This is a genomic window from Acerihabitans arboris, from assembly GCF_010131535.1.
Lineage (GTDB): Bacteria > Pseudomonadota > Gammaproteobacteria > Enterobacterales > Enterobacteriaceae > Acerihabitans > Acerihabitans arboris.
In genome coordinates this window covers 178,457-198,638 of the sequence record NZ_WUBS01000001.1, presented here as the reverse complement: position 1 = coordinate 198,638, position 20,182 = coordinate 178,457, and the positions used below count along the sequence as shown (strand labels likewise).

The 20,182-nt window shown below is 57.2% G+C and carries 14 protein-coding genes; 2 read left to right on the top strand and 12 right to left on the bottom strand.

What is annotated here, in order from left to right; translation table 11 throughout:
• Position 1: 1 nt before the first annotated feature.
• From apaG to lptD, 5 genes are all read right to left on the bottom strand, one after another.
• Entirely contained in the window at positions 2–379 is a 378-nt protein-coding gene (gene apaG, locus GRH90_RS00845) for a Co2+/Mg2+ efflux facilitator ApaG/CorD (protein ID WP_162364265.1), read from the bottom strand.
• 14 nt (positions 380–393) lie between these two features.
• Positions 394–1,212 (bottom strand): 16S rRNA (adenine(1518)-N(6)/adenine(1519)-N(6))-dimethyltransferase RsmA, encoded by an 819-nt coding sequence (gene rsmA, locus GRH90_RS00840; protein ID WP_162364003.1) that lies wholly within the window; start codon positions 1,210–1,212, stop codon positions 394–396.
• On the bottom strand, positions 1,205–2,197 hold the full coding sequence (pdxA, locus tag GRH90_RS00835; protein WP_162364002.1) for a 4-hydroxythreonine-4-phosphate dehydrogenase PdxA: 993 nt from the start codon (positions 2,195–2,197) through the stop codon (positions 1,205–1,207). Before pdxA ends, rsmA begins: the two co-directional genes overlap by 8 nt.
• Positions 2,187–3,482 (bottom strand): peptidylprolyl isomerase SurA, encoded by a 1,296-nt coding sequence (surA, locus tag GRH90_RS00830; RefSeq protein WP_162364001.1) that lies wholly within the window; start codon positions 3,480–3,482, stop codon positions 2,187–2,189. The genes pdxA and surA overlap by 11 nt, the downstream gene beginning before the upstream one ends.
• Before the next feature lie 66 nt (positions 3,483–3,548).
• Positions 3,549–5,891: an LPS assembly protein LptD gene (gene lptD, locus GRH90_RS00825; RefSeq protein WP_162364000.1), complete on the bottom strand. Its 2,343-nt coding sequence runs from the start codon at positions 5,889–5,891 to the stop codon at positions 3,549–3,551.
• A 182-nt stretch (positions 5,892–6,073) separates the two neighbouring features.
• Here lptD and djlA point away from each other — a divergent pair, with 182 nt between their 5' ends.
• The gene (djlA, locus tag GRH90_RS00820) at positions 6,074–6,883 is read left to right on the top strand and encodes a co-chaperone DjlA (RefSeq protein WP_162363999.1); all 810 of its coding nucleotides are present in this window, start codon (positions 6,074–6,076) and stop codon (positions 6,881–6,883) included.
• A 5-nt stretch (positions 6,884–6,888) separates the two neighbouring features.
• Here djlA and rluA read toward each other — a convergent pair whose 3' ends face one another.
• The 3 genes from rluA to GRH90_RS00805 all read right to left on the bottom strand — a co-directional run bounded on the left by rluA (position 6,889) and on the right by GRH90_RS00805 (position 13,049).
• Positions 6,889–7,542 carry a bifunctional tRNA pseudouridine(32) synthase/23S rRNA pseudouridine(746) synthase RluA gene (gene rluA, locus GRH90_RS00815; protein WP_162363998.1) on the bottom strand — a complete coding sequence of 218 codons (654 nt, stop codon included), beginning with the start codon at positions 7,540–7,542 and terminating at the stop codon, positions 6,889–6,891.
• A 45-nt stretch (positions 7,543–7,587) separates the two neighbouring features.
• Positions 7,588–10,494 (bottom strand): RNA polymerase-associated protein RapA, encoded by a 2,907-nt coding sequence (gene rapA, locus GRH90_RS00810; RefSeq protein ID WP_162363997.1) that lies wholly within the window; start codon positions 10,492–10,494, stop codon positions 7,588–7,590.
• A gap of 179 nt (positions 10,495–10,673) precedes the next feature.
• Positions 10,674–13,049, bottom strand: coding sequence for a DNA polymerase II (locus GRH90_RS00805; protein WP_162363996.1), 2,376 nt, complete (start codon positions 13,047–13,049; stop codon positions 10,674–10,676).
• A gap of 196 nt (positions 13,050–13,245) precedes the next feature.
• On the opposite strand from GRH90_RS00805, the gene GRH90_RS00800 reads away from it, so the two are divergent.
• On the top strand, positions 13,246–14,013 hold the full coding sequence (locus tag GRH90_RS00800; RefSeq protein ID WP_162363995.1) for a DedA family protein: 768 nt from the start codon (positions 13,246–13,248) through the stop codon (positions 14,011–14,013).
• Positions 14,014–14,022: 9 nt separating this feature from the next.
• Here GRH90_RS00800 and GRH90_RS00795 read toward each other — a convergent pair whose 3' ends face one another.
• From GRH90_RS00795 to thiB, 4 genes are all read right to left on the bottom strand, one after another.
• Positions 14,023–15,429 (bottom strand): S8 family serine peptidase, encoded by a 1,407-nt coding sequence (locus GRH90_RS00795; RefSeq protein ID WP_162363994.1) that lies wholly within the window; start codon positions 15,427–15,429, stop codon positions 14,023–14,025.
• Between the two features lie 1,450 nt (positions 15,430–16,879).
• Positions 16,880–17,590 carry a thiamine ABC transporter ATP-binding protein ThiQ gene (gene thiQ, locus GRH90_RS00790; protein ID WP_162363993.1) on the bottom strand — a complete coding sequence of 237 codons (711 nt, stop codon included), beginning with the start codon at positions 17,588–17,590 and terminating at the stop codon, positions 16,880–16,882.
• On the bottom strand, positions 17,574–19,184 hold the full coding sequence (gene thiP, locus GRH90_RS00785) for a thiamine/thiamine pyrophosphate ABC transporter permease ThiP (RefSeq protein WP_162363992.1): 1,611 nt from the start codon (positions 19,182–19,184) through the stop codon (positions 17,574–17,576). Before thiP ends, thiQ begins: the two co-directional genes overlap by 17 nt.
• Positions 19,160–20,140 (bottom strand): thiamine ABC transporter substrate binding subunit, encoded by a 981-nt coding sequence (gene thiB, locus GRH90_RS00780; RefSeq protein WP_162363991.1) that lies wholly within the window; start codon positions 20,138–20,140, stop codon positions 19,160–19,162. The genes thiP and thiB overlap by 25 nt, the downstream gene beginning before the upstream one ends.
• Between the last annotated feature and the right edge of the window lie 42 nt (positions 20,141–20,182).

Here is a 20,182-nt window from a genome sequence, read left to right as displayed (position 1 = left end):
GTTAGTGTATAAGAGTTGGGATCGCTAAGCGAAAGACGGGAATGGCAATACGGAAAGACTGCCCCTGGTGATCCAGCATCTCATAGTGGCCTTCCATCGTGCCAAGTGGCGTCTCAAGAATGGCCCCGCTGGTATATTGAAACTCGTTGCCGGGCAGGATGAGCGGCTGTTCGCCGACCACGCCTTCACCCTGCACCTGGGTTTCCTTGCCGTTGGCGTTGGTGATCAGCCAATAACGCCCGACCAGCTGTACGTTATGCCGCCCGAGATTACGCACGGTGATAGTATAAGCAAAGACATAACGCTCCTGTTCGGGCATCGATTGCGTCTCTACGTACATACTTTGAACCTGCACGCAAACGCGTGGCGAATTAATCATCACAGCTGCTCCTGTTATTCCTGTTGCGAAGGGTTCTCCGCCAGCCAGTTTGCCAGATGGCAGTATTGCGCCACGGTAATATTTTCAGCGCGTAAAATCGGGTCGATGCCCAATTCCTTCAACTGCTCCGCGGTAAAAAGATTGCCCAGGCTGTTGCGCACGGTCTTGCGGCGCTGGTTGAACGCCTGGCTGGTAATGCGCGCCAGCACCTGCAGGTCGCTGACCGGGTAGGGCAGCTCGGCGTAGGGTACCAGCCTTACCACCGCGGAATCCACTTTTGGCGCGGGCCGGAAAGAGGTCGGCGGCACTTCCAGCACGGGAATGATCTGGCAATAATACTGCGCCATCACGCTCAGCCGGCCATAAGCCTTACTGTCCGGTCCGGCGACCAGCCGGTTGACCACTTCTTTTTGCAACATGAAATGCATGTCGCGGATTGCCTGAGTATAGCCGAAAAGGTGAAACATCAACGGCGTGGAGATATTGTACGGGAGATTGCCGAACACCCGTAGCGGTTGGCCCAGCTGCCGTGACAGTTCAGCAAAATCCACCGTCATGGCGTCCTGCTGCACGATGGTCAGCTTACTGTTCAGGAACGGATGGGTCGCCAGCCGGGCGGCCAAATCGCGATCCAGCTCGATGACCGTCATATGATCGATGCGTTCGGCAACCGGCTCGGTCAGCGCGCCGAGACCGGGACCGATTTCCACCATGGCCTGATCCGGCAACGGATGAATGGCCGAGACGATGGAGTCGATAATATTACCGTCCTGCAGGAAATTCTGGCCGAAACGTTTGCGGGCCAGATGGCCCTGGTGAACAAGTTTACTCATTACGATTATTTATCATTTTTATGGCGAGATTTAACGCCGTTTTGATGCTGCCGGCCTCCGCCAGACCGCTACCGGCCAGTTCCAGCGCGGTGCCGTGATCGACGGAGGTACGTATAAAAGGTAAGCCGAGGGTGATATTTACCGCGCGGCCGAAGCCCTGGTATTTCAGTACCGGCAGGCCCTGGTCATGATACATCGCCAGCACCGCGTCGGCATGCCGCAGGTATTTGGGCTGGAACAGCGTATCGGCCGGCAGCGGCCCGACCAAATCAAAACCTTCATCGCGCAGGGCTTGCAGCGTCGGGATAATGGTGTCTATTTCTTCCCGGCCCATATGGCCGCCTTCACCCGCGTGCGGGTTAAGGCCGCAGACATAGACGCAGGGACGGGGTATGCCGAACCGCGTGCGCAAATCATGGCTGAGAATGACGATCACTTCCCGCAGGGATTGCGGCGTGACGGCCGCCGGGACCGCTGATAACGGCAGGTGCGTGGTCGCCAGCGCCACCCGCAGCGATTCGGTGGCCAGCATCATCACCACCCGTTGGCAACGGCTGCGATCGGCAAAGAACTCGGTATGGCCGGTGAAAGCCAGGCCGCCGTCATTGATGATGCCCTTATGCACCGGGCCGGTAAGCAGGGCGGCAAATTCGCCGTCCAGGCATCCGTCGCAGGCGCGCGCCAGGGTTTCCACCACATAGCCGCTGTTGGCGACGTCAAGCTCACCGGGCGTCACGGGCGCGGGGGCGTTTATCGCCAGTACGCTTACGCCGCCCGCGGGCCGCGGCGTCGCCGGCTGTTGCGGCTGATAAGGATAAAGCTGAAGCGGCAGTCCGAGCTGCCGCGCCCGCGCGAGCAGGATGTCCGGATCGGCGCAGGCCACCAGCTCGACCGGCCAGGCCTGCTGCGCCAGCATGGCGACCAGATCGGGACCAATCCCGGCGGGTTCGCCGGGAGTGATCGCCAGCCGTGCCTTATTGAGCATTGTCATCCATGATTTTGACATAGGCGCCGGCGCGCTGTTCCTGCATCCAGGTCTGCGACTCTTCGGCGAATTTGCGGTTGAACAGCAGACGGTAGGCCTGATCTTTTTTGGTGGCGTCGGTACGGTCAACCTGACGGGTATCGAGCAACTGAATCAGATGCCAGCCAAAAGACGAGTGCACCGGCTGGCTGATTTCGCCTTTTTTCAAACGCATAAGCGCGTCCTGAAAGGCGGGATCATAGGCTTGCGGCGCGGCCCAGCCGAGATCGCCGCCCTGGTTGGCGGAGCCGGGGTCCTGCGACAGCAGTTTGGCCTGGGCGGCAAAATCGGTCTTGCCGCTTTTAATCTGCGCCAGTACTTCATTCAGTTTGGCTTCGGCCTGCTGATCGGTCATCACCACCGACGTGCGCAGCAGGATATGCCGGGCATGCACCTCGGTAACGGAAACTTTCTCATCGCCGCCGCGGATATCGTTGACCTTCAGGATATGGAAACCGACGCCGGAACGAATCGGGCCGACCACCGCCCCTTTGGGCGCGCCCTGCAACCGCTCGGCGAACAGGCTAGGCAGCTCTTCCAGTTTGCCCCAGCCCATCTGCCCGCCTTTCAGCGCCTGCGGATCGGCGGAGTAGCCGATCGCCAGCTTGCCGAAATCGGCGCCGCCCTTGATCTGCTGTACCAGGGAGGCCGCCACGGCTTCCGCTTTATCCACCTGTTCCTGCGTCGGGTTTTCCGGCAGCGGGATCAGGATGTGGCTTAAGTTGTATTGCGCGCCGTTGCCGGTTTGGGCGGCAATCTGCTGGGCCAGGGAATCCACCTCCTGCGGCAGGATGGTTACGCGGCGGCGCACTTCACCGTTGCGCACCTCGGCAATCAGCATCTCCTTGCGGATCTGCTTGCGATAGGTTTCGTAGCTTATCCCGTCATAGGCCAGGCGGCTGCGCAACTGATCGAGCGTCATTTTATTTTGCGCGGCGATGTTGGTAATGGATTGGGTCAGCTGATCGTCCGTCACGGTGATGTTGTTGCGCTGGGCGATTGAAAGAATGATATTGTCCATAACCAAACGATCGATAATCTGGCGACGCAGCGTTGCGTCATCCGGTACCTGCTGTTTGGCTTCCTGGGCATTGCGTTTAACCGATTGTAACAGTCCATCCACGTCACTTTCGAGAACGACGCTGTTATCAACCACGGCAGCAACTTTATCCACTACTTGTGGCGCAGCGGACAGGGTTCCGGCGCACAAAGCCAAGCTGAGAATAAACGTTCTCCAGTTTTTCATAACTTTTCCATATATATCAGCCGCATTCGCGGATTCAAGATTAACGTTCGCAGGTCAGAAGCAGCCTTAAAACGCCCGTTGGTATGGCAATATGCCGGAACCCAGCATCTTGTCGGTCCCAAGGCCGTAATCGCTGCTCAGACCGCGCAGTTGTATATTAAACGTCACGGCATTGTCGTAATTACTGGTATTACTGTTGTAGTTCCAACTGGTGATCTTACGGTCGTAACCCACCGTGGCCGCCCAGCAACAGGTGTTGTACTGCACGCCAATCAGCTGTTCGGCGGGCTGGCTCGCCTTGGTGTCATAATAATACGCGCCGACAATCGACCACCGATCGCGGATTGGCCAGCTGGCGATGGTGCCGATCTGCGAGATGCCCTGTTGATAGCCCGGGTTTGAAATATTGGGCAACATGGCCTGAATATATTCGGGACTGGCATAACGGTAGTTCAATTGAACCATTCGGTTATCGTCGCGGCGGTATTCCAGTACCGCGTCGCCCAACGCCACGCTGTTCAGGCGCGTATCATATTGTACGCCGCCGCGCACGCCCCACTGGTTATCGATCTTCCAGAAGGTGTCGCCGGCCCAGACCACGCTGCCCGTTTCGGCATCCTGATCCAGGCTGCTGTTGGTCGAACCGGTGCGCGGACGGGTAAAGTAATAGATTTGACCCAGCGAAGCGTTAAAACGTTCAACCAAAGCGTCATCATAAAGACGGGTGGTGACGCCGCCCGCCAGTTGGTTGGCGGAGGCGATGCGATCGAGGCCGCTATAGCTGCGGTCGCGAAACAGTCCGGTGTAGTCGGTTTGCAGCAGCGTGGAGTCGTAAACGTTGATATTGCTCTGGTCGCGATAGGGTACATACAGGTACTGCAGCCGCGGCTCCAGGGTCTGGGTATAATCTTGCGCCCAGTCCACATCCCGTTCAAAAATCATCTTGCCGTCGGTTTTAAACTGCGGCATCACGCGGTTGACCGTGCCGTCCAGCCGGCTGTCGGGATTGTTGGTATTGTAATTATCCAGGTTGTCCTGCTGATAGTGGGTCGCCATCAGCTTGGTTTCGGTGTTCAGGCTGCCCCAGCTGTTGGCCAGCGGCAGGCTGACGGTCGGTTCAATATGCAGCCGGGTCGCCTCGGGATTATCGCTGCTGACGCTGGTAAACTTCGCGGCCTGGCTGACGATGCGGGTATCAAACGGCCCCACATCGTTCTGGTAATAGGTGACGTCAAGCTGCGGCGCCGCGCGATAGGCGTTGGTATTGCCCGAGTTCGAGAATATCTGGAACTGCTTGCTGGCCAGGGTGACGTCCCAGTTCTCATCGGAATAGCCGACGCTGAATTTCTGCGTGGCGTAGCCGTCGGTCGTGGAGCCGTACTGCGAGGTCAGATCGGTGAAATAGTAAGGATCGCTGACCCGGGTATAGTCGACGTTGAAACGCCACACGTCGTCCATGACGCCGCTATGCCGCCAGTACAACATCCAGCGGTCGTTATTGTTGTCCGTGGGATGCTCATCGGCGTATTCCGAATCGCTGGGCAGCCAGTCGAACTGCACCAGGCCCAGGCCGGGCGTGGTCAGGTAACGGAATTCGTTCTGCAACTGGGTGCCGCGCTTGCTCATATAATGCGGCGTAATGGTGGCGTCGTAGTTCGGCGCCAGGTTCAGGTAATACGGGGCGGAAAATTCAAAGCCGCTCTTGGTGCCGTATTTCGCGTTCGGGATCAAAAAGCCGGAACGGCGCTTATCGCCCACCGGCAACTGCAGGTAAGGGCTGTAGAACACCGGCACCTTGCCGATCCTGAACCGGGCGTTATAGATTTCCGCCACCTGTTCTTCACGGTCGTGGATGACTTCGGAGCCTTGTACGCTCCAACTGTCGTCCCCGGGCAGGCATGAGGTAAAGGTGCCGTTTTCCAAGACCGTATAGCGGTTGCTGCCGCGCATTTTCATGGTATCGGCGTCGCCGCGCCCCTGGCGTCCCACCATCTGGTAGTCGCCCTGGTAAACGTCAGTATCCTTGGTATTCAGGTTGGACCAGGCCTTGGGTCCATTGAGTTTAATCTGGTTATCGTTGTAATGGACATCGCCGGTGGCCGTGACGGTACGCACCGGGTCTTCCTGTCCGGTCTGCTTCTGTTGCAGCTCTACCTGTTTGGCGTTGAGCGTGCTGTTACCCTGTTCGATATCGACATTACCGGAAAACAGCGCGTTATCCGGATAGTTGGCCGTCGTCTGGTCAGCCTGGATATGGACCGGCAGTTGATTCGGGTCGCCCGTCACCAGCGGCTTGGTATAGGCAGGCACGCCCAGCATGCACTGATCGGCAAAATCCGCCAGGGCATTCTGGCTATAAAGCGCCGACCAGATCAGGCTGGCCAGCAATGTAGGGTAACGTTTCTTCATATGCTTTTCGGGTGTTCCGTCATCTTGGGCTTCATGCCGTCAAACGGTCAGAGACTATCTCACTCACCGGAGTTGCGCCAGTGTTAAATCCCGCCGTTTATCCGCGCACCGTTAGGCACAGCGATAAATGACAGGTATGATAAAGCAAATTTGAAGTGTCGGCATGATGAATTGAGGAGTATATGCGGTATTGGGGTAAGGTGTTGGGCGTTATTCTGGGTTTTCTATCCGGAGCAGGGTTTTGGGGCGTGGTTTTAGGCTTCCTGATCGGCCATATGATAGATAAGGCGCGCGGTGCCCGGGTCGGCGGCGGCTTTTTTGCCGATCAGCAAACCAGGCAGAATGTTTTTTTCCGCGCCACCTTTCAGGTCATGGGGCATCTTACCAAATCAAAAGGACGGGTCACCGAGGCGGATATCCAAAACGCCAGCCTGATGATGGATCGCCTGCGGCTTGACGGCGCCGCGCGTTCGGCCGCGCAGCAGGCCTTTCGTGAAGGCAAGGAGGGCCAGTTTCCGCTGCGCGAGACGCTGCGCGAATTCCGGCAGGTGTGCTTCGGGCGCTTTGATCTGATCAGGATGTTCCTGGAAATCCAAATCCAGGCCGCGTTCGCCGATGGGTCATTACATCCCAATGAGCGGCAGGTGTTGTATGTGATTGGCGAGGAGCTGGGCATCTCGAGGGCGCAGTTCGACCAGTTCCTCAGCATGATGGAGGGCGGACAGCAGTTTGGCGGGCAGGAGTACGCGCAGGGCGGCTACCAGCCCGGCGGCGGCCCCACGCTTGAGGATGCCTGCAAGGTGCTCGGCGTCAGCAGCACCGACGATGCCATCACCATCAAGCGCGCCTACCGTAAGCTGATGGGCGAGCACCATCCGGATAAGCTGGTGGCGAAAGGCCTGCCGCCGGAGATGATGGAAATGGCCAAGCAGAAAACGCAGGCCATCCAGGCGGCCTATGATCTGATTAAGCGCGAGAAGGGTTTCCATTAGCCGACTCAGAAATCCGCCTCGCAGCGAAAATGGATAGGCGAATGAAAGGCCGGGTGGGTTATCGCCAGCTCCTGCGCATGCAGCAGCAAACGGCCGGCCATGGCTTTGGCCTCCGGCGTGGCGTAAAAACCATCGCCCAGGATCGGGTGGCCTATGGCCTGCATATGTACCCGCAGCTGATGGGACCGCCCGGTCACCGGCATTAACAACACCCGCGCGGTGAGATCCGCTTCATAGGACAATACCCGGTATTGGGTTTGCGCCGCTTTGCCGGCGTCAAAACACACCTTTTGCAAGGGCCGGTTCGGCCAGTCGCAAATCAGCGGCAAATCAATCAACCCCTCTTCCTGCGCGGGATGTCCCCATACCCTGGCGATATAGGACTTGCGCGGCTCCCGATCGCGGAACTGGCGTTTCAGCTCCCGCTCCGCCGCTTTGGTCAGCGCCACGACAATCACCCCGCTGGTGGCCATATCCAGCCGGTGCACGGACTGCGCCAGCGGGAATTGCGCCAGTACCCGGGTCATCACGCTGTCGTTATGCTCCGGCGCCCGGCCGGGTACCGACAGTAAGCCGCTGGGCTTGTTGATCGCCATGATATGCGCATCCTGATAAAGGATATGCAGCCAGGGTTCGGTGGGTGGATTGTAGGGTTCCATACTGCTCCGGTTTGCCCGGGGTTCTCGCCCCGGGGCGCGTTGTGCTTACTGGTGGGTGACCACGATCAGGCGAATGGCGTCCAGCCGCCAGTTGGCCTGGTCGAGCTGCGCCAGCACCTGCTGGCGATTGGATGCCAGCGTTTCCAATTCGTCCTCGCGGATAGCCGGGTTAACGGCTTTTAACGCCTCCAGGCGCTGGAGTTCGGCGCTCAGGCTTTCATCCGCCTGCTGTCGGGCGTTGTCGATCAGCTCCCGGGCCTGTTTCGCCACCAGCGCTTCGCTGCTTTGCAGCAGCTTATGTACCTCGGGCTGCACCGCGCTGACCAGTTTACCGGCGGTATGGCGCTTGACGGCGTTAAGCTGGCGGTTGAACTGCTCGAACTCCACCTGGCCGGCCAGGTTATTGCCGTTCTGGTCCAGCAGCAACCGTACGGGAGTGGCGGGCAGGAAACGGCTCAACTGCAGCTTTTTAGGCGCGGGCGCTTCCACGACATAGACCAGCTCCACCAGCAGGGTGCCCGCCGGCAGCGCCTTATTGCGCAGCAGTGATACCGCGCTGGTGCCGCTGTCGCCCGATAATACCAGATCCAGCCCGTTGCGGATGATCGGGTGTTCCCAACTGATAAACTGGGTATCCTCGCGGGCCAGCGCCTGCTCGCGGTTGAAGGTGATAGTACATCCTTCCTCGGGCAGGCCCGGGAAATCAGGCACCAGCATATGTTCCGACGGCGTGAGCACGATCAGGCTGTCGCTGCGATCTTCCTGGTTGATGCCGACGATATCAAATAAATTGAGCGCGAAATTCACCAACTGCGCGTCGCTATCCTGGGCGGCGATGGCATCGGCCAACGCCTGCGCCTGTTCGCCGCCGTTGGAGTGTTGCTCCAGCAGACGGTCGCGCCCTTGCTCAAGCTGGAGTTTCAACACGTCATGCTGATGGCGGCAGGCGTGGATAAACTCATCCAGGCCCTCGAGTTTCCCGGGGTCGCCCAGGTAGCCGACCAGCTGTTGATAATATTGATCGTACAGCGCCCGGCCGGTGGGGCAGGTGTGTTCAAACGCATCCAGCCCTTCGTGATACCAACGGATCAACACCGATTGGGCCGTTTGCTCCAGGCAGGGCACGAAGATGCGGATATCATGATTCTGGCCGATGCGATCCAGACGGCCGATGCGTTGTTCCAGCAGATCCGGATTGAACGGCAAATCAAACATCACCATTTGGCTGGCGAACTGGAAGTTACGTCCTTCGGAGCCGATTTCCGAACATAACAGCACCTGCGCGCCGTCATCCTCCGAGGCGAAATAGGCCGCCGCCCGGTCGCGATCGAGCAGCGACAGCCCCTCGTGGAATACGGCGGCGCGAATCCCTTCGCGCTCGCGCAGCACCTGTTCGAGCTGCAGCGCGGTGGCGGCGTGGGCACAAATCACCAGCACCTTCTCCTGACGGTTTTGCAGCAAGAACTCCATCAGCCATTCAACACGGGGATCAAAGTTCCACCAGGTGGCGTTCTGGCCTTCGAACTGCTGATAAATCTGTTCGGGATACAGCATATTGCGCGCCCGTTCGTCCAGGGTTTGCTTGCCGCCCATGATGCCGGCCACCTTGATGGCGGTTTGGTACTGGGCGGGCAGCGGCAGCCTGATTTGATGCAGGATGCGGCGCGGGAAGCCTTTTACGCCCTGGCGGGTATTGCGGAACAGTACCCGGCTGGTGCCGTGGCGATCCATCAGCATGGCGATCAGCTCGCGCCGCGCCGCCAGGGCGCGTGCATCCGCGCCATTGGCGACAGAGAGCAGGGGTTCGATGCTTTGCTCGCCGATCATATCGGCCAGCAGGTTCTTGGCGTCCATATCCAGCGCCTTGCCGTTTAACAGCAGGGTAACCGCGTCGGCCACCGGGCGATAACGCTGCTGCTCCGCCACGAATTCCTGATAGTCATGGAACCGGTCCGGATCCAGCAGCCGCAGCCGGGCGAAATGGCTCTGCAGTCCCAACTGCTCAGGAGTGGCGGTCAGCAATAAAATACCGGGAATACTGCGCGCCAGCTGTTCGATCACCTGGTATTCGCGGCTCGGGGTGTTTTCGCTCCAGGACAGATGATGGGCTTCGTCCACCACCATCAGGTCAAAATCGGCGTCGGCCAGCTTTTCCAGCCGCTCGTGGTTGCGGCGGACAAAATCCAGCGAGCACAGCACCAACTGTTCGGTTTCAAACGGGTTATCGCTGTCCTGCATGGCTTCGGCGTAGCGCTCGTCGTCAAACAGCGAGAACAGCAGGTTGAAGCGCCGCAGCATTTCCACCAGCCATTGATGCATCAATGACTCCGGAACGATGATCAGCACCCGCTCGGCCCGGCCGGTAAGCAACTGCTGATGGATTATCATGCCGGCTTCGATGGTTTTACCCAAACCCACTTCATCCGCCAGCAACACCCGCGGCGCGTAACGCTGTCCTACTTCGGAGGCAATATGCAGCTGATGGGGAATCAGGTTGGCGCGGATGCCGCGCAGTCCGTTCCAGGCCTGGCGGAACTGCTCGCTGTGAAATTTGCGCGCCCGGTAGCGTAAGGCAAAACGATCCATGCGATCGATTTGACCGGCGAACAGGCGATCCTGGGGTTTGCTGAAGGTCAGCTTGCTGTCGAGCAGGACTTCCCGCAGGGCGGTATCGGCCTGGCCGTTATCCAGCCGGGTGCCGATATAGGTCAGCAGGCCGTCCTCTTCCTCAACGGATTCCACGCTGAGCTGCCAGCCCTCGTGGCTGGTGACGGTATCGCCGGAATTGAATATCACGCGGGTGATGGGCGCGTCCGCGCGGGCGTAAAGACGGTTCTCGCCGATAGCGGAAAACAGCAGGGTTACCATGCGGGCATCCTGTGCAACCACAGTTCCCAGTCCTAATTCACTTTCCGTATCGCTGATCCAGCGTTGACCTAAGGTAAAAGGCATAAATTCTCGGCTCGGTGTTATGTTAGGCAAAAGTACCGGCAATAGCGCGGCTTGCCGCGGCAGGCGCTGGCCTGATGCCACGGCGGTGAAAAGCGGCAAGAGTTAAGGTTGAGGTCTGAAAAGGCGCTATGTTAATGGATGAGTGCCCCTTCGTCACCTACCAATCCATCTCTTTCTCATCAAAACAGCCCCATCTGGCCTGATATAAGCGTAGCAAAGTCATCTTGCAGGAAGGGAAGGATGGCATCCGCCACCGGCTGCAGCTGCTTGGTCAGGTAGTGATCGTAATCCGGCGCGCTTTGCGTGATTTCCAGCGGCTCCGGGCCGTGGGCGGTCATGATATAGCTTATCCAGCCGCCGTTCTGGTACTGCTGCTGCCGACCGTTGCGGGCATTATACTCGTCGGCAATGCGCGCCGCCCGCGCCTGTGGCGGCACGTTCTTCTGGTATTCGCTTAACTTGCGCCGCAGGCGCTTGCGGTAGACCAGCAGCGAATCCAGTTCGCCGTCCAGGGTCCGGCGGACATAATCGCGCACAAAATCCTGATAGGGCCGGCGGCGGAAAACCAGCTCATAAAGCTGCTGCTGGAATTGCTGGGCCAGCGGCGTCCAGTCGCTGCGCACCGTTTCCAGGCCTTTGAACACCATGTGCCCGCCCCGATCGTCTTGCACCAGGCCGGCGTAACGTTTTTTACTGCCCAGCTCAGCGCCACGGATAGTCGGCATCAGGAAACGGCTGAAGTGGGTTTCGAACTCAAGCTCCAGCTCGCTGTCCAGCCCCATGGTCTCACGCAGGTGCGTCCGCCACCATTGGTTAATATCCTTGACCAGGTCTTGGCCGATAGCGTTGGCGGCGTCCGCATCCCGGGCCGGTTTCAGCCAGACGAAGGTAGAGTCGGTATCGCCGTAGATGACCGGATAACCCCGGGCCTCGATAAGCTCCCGCGTTTGATGCATGATGGCGTGGCCGCGCAGCGTAATGGAGGAGGCCAGGCGGGCATCGAAAAACCGGCAGCCGGGCGCGCCCAGTACGCCGTAAAAGGCGTTCATGATAATCTTCAGCGCCAGGGATAAAGGCTGGTTTTGGTCCCGTTTCGCCCGTTCGCGGCCTTGCCAGAGTTCCCGGACGATTTCCGGCAGGCAGTGATGCGTGCGCGAGAAACGCGCGTCGATAAAACCATCGACCGTCCGGGCCGGATCGTCCTCGGCCAGGCCTTCAATCAAGCCCACCGGGTCGATCAGGAAAGTTCGGATAATCGACGGGTAGAGGCTTTTATAATCCAGCACCAGCACCGAGTCATACAGGCCGGGACGCGATTCCATGACATAACCGCCCGGGCTGGCCTGCATCGGTATATCGCCAAGGTTAGGGGCGACATACCCCGCGCGGTGCATCCTCGGCAGGTAGAGCCAGTTAAACGCGGCCACCGAGCCGCCGCTGCGGTCCGCCGCCAGCCCGGTGACGGTGGCGCGCTCAAGCAGGAACGCCAGCAGTCGGGTGTGCCCGAAGATGCGCGTCACCAGCTCGCAATCCTTGAGGTTGTAGCGCGCCAGCGCCGGCTTATCCTCCCGGTACAGCCGGTCTATTTCATCCATGCGCGCGTAAGGCGTGGAGATATCCTTACCTTCGCCCAGCAGGGTCTGCGCCACATTTTCCAGGCTAAACGACGAAAATTGCCAAAAGGCGGATTTTAACGCCTCGATGCCGTCTATAATCAGTCGTCCGGCGGCGCTGGCGAAATAATGCCCCGCCTTGACGCCATGTTCGCGCCATTCCAGCGTTTCACCACCGCGTCCGAGCAGCAACGGTTGATGGTAGCGTTCCGCCTGTTTTTGCAGGATATGTAAATCGAACTGCACCAGGTTCCAGCCGATGATGGCGTCGGGGTCATGTGTCGCGAACCATTGATTCAGGCGCTGGATCAATAACGCGCGGGTAGGGACGTATTCCAGGCTGCCGTCGGCCCAGCCGACGTCCGCGGACGGCGGATCGCCCAGCATATAGACCTGCCTCCGCCCGCACCCCTCCAGGCCGATGCAGTAAAGTTCGCCGGCGCGATTGGTTTCGATATCCAGCGAAACCAGCCTGAGCGTGGGCCGGTAGTCGGGCGCCGGCTTGAGACGCGCCGCGGTAATAACGCCATTTTCCTGACGTTGGCCTTCAAACCAGACCGGGGCGGTAATAAAGCGTTCCATCAGATAACGTTCAGGCGGCCGGATGTCGGCCTCATAGAGCGGTATGCCGGATTCTTTAAACAGTTTTTCCAGGCGCCCCAGCTCGCGATAGTGCCGGCAGTAAATGCCCGCCACCGGGCGGCGGTGAAAATCCCGCAGCGCCAGGGTACGCGGCTCGCAGCCGGGGATGGTGTCCAGCAAAGGTTGCGCGCGCGCCATGCACTCCGCCGGCATAAACGCAACGGCGGACTGCGGCGGCAGGCTGATTTTTTGCGGGCCGCGATCGGTCGCCAGCCAGAAGTCGATGACGGTGCCGCCGGGAGTATCCCGCCAGTGGCGGGTGAGAACAAAACCCTGGCCGGGCAGGGATTGGTCTGGCATGGCGTCTGGATATCCGGTTAAAGTAAAAGAGGGATAATGGTTTTTACATAATCTTATAATTATGATTATTTATACAGTGTTTGTCCAGTTGCGCCGCCGAACGTCAATCCCCGCCAAATCTATATACAATTGTTACATTGACGCCGGCGCCATCCAGCCCTGACAATCCGTCGGCTTAAATAAACAAGAGAGGGTTATGCAAGATTTTTTAGCGCATTGGGTAACACAATCATTGGCTTTCTCGCTTACTGCCGTAGCGTTGGTGGCATTCCTTGAATCCCTGGCTTTTGTCGGACTGCTGTTGCCGGGTACGTTGATGATGGCGACGCTGGGCGCGTTTATCGGCAGCGGTACCCTGGGGTTTTACCCCGCCTGGGCCGCCGGCATCGTTGGATGTTTCCTTGGCGATTGGATTTCCTATTTTATCGGTCACGGTTGTAAAAAGTCGTTGAAGAAATGGTCGTTCCTGAAAAAGCACCGCGCCATGCTCCATAAAACCGAACACGCCTTGCACCGGCACAGCAACCTGACCATATTGGCCGGCCGGTTCATTGGCCCGACTCGTCCGCTGATACCGTTGGTGGCGGGCATGCTGGATTTGCCGCCCCTTAAATTCGCGCTGCCTAATATTATTGGTTGCCTGAGCTGGCCTCCGGCTTATTTTATGCCCGGCATCCTGGCCGGGGTGGCAATTAATATTCCAGCCGGCCAGCATACCGGGCAATTCCGTGGCTTGCTGTTGGGTGTTGCCCTGCTGGTATGGCTGGCCGGCTGGCTGGTGTGGCGTTGGTTTCGCAGTGGCAAACGCACTACGGGCAGGCTTGCCGGGTGGCTGCCGTTATCGCGGTTGCGCTGGCTGGCGCCGTTATGCCTGATGGCTGCTGTTGCGGCACTTATCGCGCTAATCCAGCATCCGCTGATGCCTATTTACGCCGCTCAATTATGGAAAGTATTAAAATTTTGACGAGATGATTCAGTAATCGGAAAATAACGCGTAGATCGCCTTACCCAGGTCTGGCTGGGTGCCGATAATCGAGGAAAGATTTTCCTCCAACACGGTTCCCGTATTGGTTAATAACTCCCTGAATTGGATAGGTGAGACGCTTTTTTTATTGGCGATTGCGATGCTTGACAGACATGCGACCACCCCTGCCACGATGGGATTGGCTGGGGAATTGCCGGAGTAATTATTAATATACCAAGCGTTGGTTTGATTGAGCAGGGTGGCATACCCATAGGCCGTCGTCACCACATAATCGCCCCAGCTGGCGCTGTCCAGACGCGAACCAAAATTGCTGTAGGCGGCCCTGAGGCCGGTCCTGGGGTCGAGCGCGCCGACGATGATCGCCCCTGAGTCCTGCAGGTTGCGATTGAACTTGCCGTTAAACGCCGGGTGATCCAGATTCACCGCCCCATTTCCTGCCGCCTGGATAACATGGATTCCCTTGGTGGTTAAAGCGGAAATCATATCAAACCAGGCGGGTTCAAACTCCACAGGAACATAACATCCCTGGTTATGATAAGTCATACAGCCTCCTTGGTGCTGCATACCTATCTGGATGACGTCGCCTGCCTTCAGGCGGTGATAAAGGTTATAGAGATATTGCAGGCCACGGGCGGCATATCCTACCTTTGCCCGGCTGGCAATGCCCAGAATGCCGTAGCCCAATTCCAGGCCCGCCATCACGCCTACAGATGCCGTGTCGTCGTTGCCCACCGTGACGGCGCCCTCGACAATCGCGCGTTCCTGCGGTAGGTTTTTATGTCCGGTAAACCAGGCGTCAGGCTCATTGGTAATGATGGTAACATTTTCGCCCCTGCCGCCCTCGTAGGCTAAGCCCGCGGCGCCGTCTACGCCGCCGAGTTTAAAACCATTAAAACAGTGCCTGGCCGGCCATAGGTAATACTGCAAGGATACAAAATTGGGAATATCTGATTCCACAGACGATTTTGTCTCATTATAGATGATGGGCTTGGCGGCATGAGACAAATCCTGGATGTCCCCGGAGCGCAGTGATATCGGTTCCGACGAGGGATAGACCGTTTCGACAGAGCTGAATAACGCAATTGCATGCAGTATTCCATTGATATAATCAGCCGAGTTGACATTGTCATTGAAAAATTTAACTTTAAAATACCGATCTAAACCAAATCTTTTATTCATCTCCCTGGTTGAGTCATCACGAGGGCTGCCGGATACGTCAAATAAGGGATTAATCCCCATGGTTTCAAAGTTAAATTTCAGTTCATGCTCAATTTTCTGGGCCTCCGAAAAGTAATACGAACCGACATTGTTTCTTTTTAGTTGGAAAACAATATTGGTGTATTTTACACCCTGCTGAGCAAAGAAGTCGATTTTTTTATGAAATTTTTCACTCATTATAGATAACCCTCAATAATATAAGATGTCATTGACAGTCGGCAATGCATGCCGGCATTCCTGATGTAGAACCTGGTGTTGATTAAGACTTGCATAAAGGCGCTCCTTCTGCGGTGAATCAGTATCTCCTGTTGTTTTGATTAATGGGTTGCATGAGTTTTAATGAGAAAAAAATGAATAGAAACACTGTTATATATTATCCCTTGTAGCAGATGATGTTTTGCTGATCGGTCCGCATAAAGATTAATGCTGTTGATATTGAAAGGCTCTGTTTAAAGAGCTAGTGCCGATTGTACGTTATATACAATAAGCGAAGATGATATTTAATAAGTAATTAAATTGTTATATTTAATCAATATAAACGCTAATTGAAAGAAATCAAAGAGTATTCGCTATCAATAGTGTGAGGCAAGTCAATGTTTTCCCTAATATCAAAATGTCTTAACCTTAATCCGGCATTTGTCTATAAAATCCAAATTTTTTATTAAAATTAATGGAAAATAAGCAGATAATAATAAAACAATGCTTATATGTTATTTGCAAATTAGGAATCAGTAGCAAAAAAATCAGTTAGCGGACTTTTTATATTGTAGATGTAGCGATAAATGCCTGGTCGATGATGTCGTGGTTGATAAAGCCAGGGGTACATTTTTGCAGGGGGACCAGGCGGCGGATGTGCTGAATTTGCCTGATTTTCCTGCAGTCGCCGGGATAATGAGTCACGAACCGGCTGCCGTGGGGATTCGAGGCCGGCCCGGTGGAGTATGGTACAGCCTGAGGGGGAAATGGCGGATGGCATGGCGGACATATGATGGTAATGCTTTGTTCCGCCGCAGCTAAACCGGGCCGGATGTCTATTCGTGGCGCGTTATAATTTTAAAGAAAATTCCGGTAGTGCGCATATTTCCACGGCATTGGCGCGGGCGCTTTATTCTTCGCCCGGTAATACAGGGTAGGCTGGTCTTGATAACGTAATCAACGTGTTGCCGGGGATATGGATTTTAACATATAGGATGGCATCAACTATATTCGTATTCTAATATTTAGCATGCAATATTGATATAACTTATGTCGGCGCGGCGTGTGAAATTATTTAGTTATCGCAATAATTGATTATGTTCAAACAATCCCCGGCGTTGAAAATGTGGCATTTTAAGTTTTTTTATCTATACTACCTAAAATGCGTCATTGCTTTCCAGGTATGCTTAAAAAATCAGTGCATGCCGAACCGGGCGTCTTATTATCGACACCATAAAATTTCTGCTGAAAAAGCGCCTTAATCTAATATAGTAAGGTTTTTATTAGCGGAGTGTGAAGCGGATCAACAATGCCATTTTTGGCTATTTGCCCTGATTTTTATTGTAACTTAATAAAAACCCTATAAATAAAGGGTGTGGGAAGGGGATCAACTAAATTATAAGGCCGTTCGAGCGTGCGCTAATTCATGGCGCTAACCGCCTGGGCGCGGTGAAATACCTAGTATGGCGGCTTGCGGCGCGTCACCTGTCGCCAGCATTGAGGTCAGTCCATCATAATATATTCGGCCATCGACTATTAGCAGTGTGCGCGGCGCGATACGCAAGGCATCATCCAGGTTATGCGACACCATCAGCAGGGTCAGGCCGCGTTGGTTGCACACGTCTTCTACCCGTTGCAGCATGTCGTTGCGCAGGGCGGGATCGAGCGCGGAAAACGGTTCATCCAGCAACAGGATGGGGCGGTCCCTCACCAGGCAGCGCGCCAGAGCCGCCCGTTGCCGCTGCCCGCCGGACAGCTGTCCCGGCAGCCGGTTCAGCAGTTCCTGCAGCCCCACCTGCCGCGCCACCTCGCTTAGGGCGTCCCGCTGCGCCGTGGTTAATTTTAATCCTGGATGCAGCCCCAGGCCGATATTTTCCGCCACCGTCAGGTGGGCGAACAGGTTATTTTCCTGGAAAAGCATGGATACCGGGCGCAGGGCGGGCGGCGTAGCACTGTGATCCTGGCCGTTTAACCATAGGCCGCCGCTGTGCAGGGGTAAAAAACCGGCAATCAGGTTGAGCAGGGTGCTTTTGCCCGCGCCGCTGGGACCGAGGACGGCAACCTTTTCGCCCGCCGCCAGCCGCAGGTCAAAACGCATCGGCAGGTGCTGGTAGAGGTAGGTGGCCTTATCCAGTTTTATCATATGGCCCCGAGAGTTTTTCTATTAGTGTAAACAATAAAAAACACAGCGCCAGCAGGAAAAGCGCGGTGACGGCGCCGTCCTGGCTGCGATAAGCGCCGATTTGCTGGTAAAGATATAGCGGCAACGTACGGAAATGCTCATTGCCGAACAGGGCCACCACGCCAAAATCTCCCAGCGACAGAATTGAGGCGAAAGCCATGGCGCGGCCAATCGGCTGGCGCAGCGCCCGCCATTCCACCCAGCGCAAACGCGACAGCCCGCCCATATCCAGGGATAAGCATAAGCGATTGTACCTTTCCGCCAGGTCCAGCATTGGCGTTTCAAGGATTTTCAAGGCATAGGGGATGGCCATCAGCGCGTTGGTCAGTATGACCAACCCATAAGGGGAACGGGGCAACCCCAGGCTATTGGTGGCGATCAGGAAAAAGCCGGTGGCCAGCACGATGCCCGGCATCGCCAGGATCAGCATCCCGCTGAGGTCGAGCAGCTGCGCCGCCCAGGGCCGTTGCCGCAGCCTGAGCTCGCGACTGCTCCACAGCAGCATCAGGGTCAGCGCCACGCACAACAGCCCCGCGCCGAACGCAATACGCAGCGAGGTCAGCAGGGCCGACCATAGCGCCTCCTGCGACAGCACCCGTGACATGCCCAGGTTAATGCCGCCCGCCGCCACAGCGAGCAGGGGCGGCGCCAGGAGCGCCAGCGCCAGGGTGATGATCGTGCCGTCGGTCAATTTGCGCGCCAGATTATCACCCGGATTGCGCCACAGGGCGAAATGCGTCGCCCCCACCGGGAAAGCGCGCGTCAGCCGCTGGCTGAACAGCACCAGCCCCAGGCAGCAGATCATTTGCATCAACGCCAGGATCGCGGCGCGTGCGGGATCGTAGTCATAGCTTAACGCCTGGTAGATCGCCAGCTCAATCGTGGTCGCCCGCGGTCCGCCGCCCAAGGACAATACGGTGGCGAAACTGGCGAAGCACAACATAAATATCAGGGCCGCCGCCGGCAGCAGCTGGCGGCGTAAATAGGGCCACTCAAGGATGCGAAAAAAATTCCAGCCCGTCATGCCCAACTGCGCCGCCAATTGGCGTTGCTCCACCGGGATGCCGTCCAATGCCTGCAACAGCAGGCGGGTGGCCAGCGGCAGGTTGAAAAAAACGTGCGCCAGCAGGATCCCCGGCAGGCCATAGGGCGAAAAACCGTAGGGAATATGCAGCCAAAGGCATAACTGCGCCAGCCAGCCCTGGCGGCCATAGACGCTAAGGATGCCGAAGACCGCGACCAGCACCGGCAGCACCAGCGTCATGGCGCAAAAACGCAGCAGCAGCAGGCGCCCCGGGAACCGGCGGCGGTGGAGCGCCCGCGCCAGGGGGATGGCGGGCAGCACCGACAGCAGGGACGACAGCAACGCCTGCCAAAAGGTGAAGCGCAGGACATGCCAAAGATAGCTGTCCGACAGCAAGACGCGCCAGTGGGGCGCCGGCGCGCTGGCCCACAGGGCGCCGACGGCCACGATGGCAATGGCCGTCAGCATCAGCGCGGCCAGCAGCCCCGGCCATAACCAGCGGGGTATCATTGGCTGACGGAGCGTAACCAATCCCGGGTCCAGCCGCCGCGTTTAGCCGCCACTTCGTCCGCGCTGAAATTCAGCGTGGTTGCCGGCAAAACGTCAAATCCGGCCGGCAGCGCGGTGTTGATCACCGGATACATCCAGTTGCCGGTAGGGATGGTCTGCTGGAAGGCGGGGGAGACGACAAAACGCATAAACTGCTGCGCCAGCAGCGGATTTTTACTGGCGACCAGTTGTCCGGCAACCTCGACCTGCAGGTAGTGGCCTTCGCTGAAGGCCGCCGCCGCATAGTTATCCTTCTTTTCCTCATTGATATGGTAGGCCGGCGACGTGGTATAGCTGAGCACCATATCCGCTTCGCCTTTCAGGAACAGCCCATAGGCTTCGCTCCAGCCCTTGGGCACGGTGACGGTCTTTTTCGCCAGCCGTTGCCAGGCCTGGGGCGCCTGGTCGCCATAGACCTTTTGCACCCAGAGCAGCAAGCCCAGTCCGGGGGTGCTGGTGCGCGGATCTTCATAAATGATTTTCAGCGCCTGCGGGCCGTCTATCAATTCATGCAGGCTCTTGGGCGGATTTTTCAGCTTGTTCTTGTCATAGACAAAGGCGAAATAGCCGTAATCAAAAGGCAGGAAGGTGGTGTCATGCCAGCCGCCGGGCAGGGTAAGATGAGCGGTGGCGACGTTATGCGCCGTGAAAAGATGCGTATCCTGCGCGGCCTTAAGCAGGTTGTTATCCAGGCCCAGCACCACATCCGCGCCGCTGTTCTTGCCTTCGATGCGCAGACGGTTGAGCAGGGCGACGCCGTCTTCCTGCACGACATATTTCAGCTCGCAGCCGCACTCTTTTTCAAAGGCGGTTTTTATCGCCGGTCCCGGACCCCATTCGGAGGCAAAGGAATCATAGGTGTAAACCGTCAGGACGGGTTTTGCCAGCGCCGGGGCGGTGGCTAACAATAACAGGCAGGGTAACCATTTTTTTAACACTTTGCGCTCCTGGAAAAAAAGGCGGCAAAGGCGTTTGAGGCA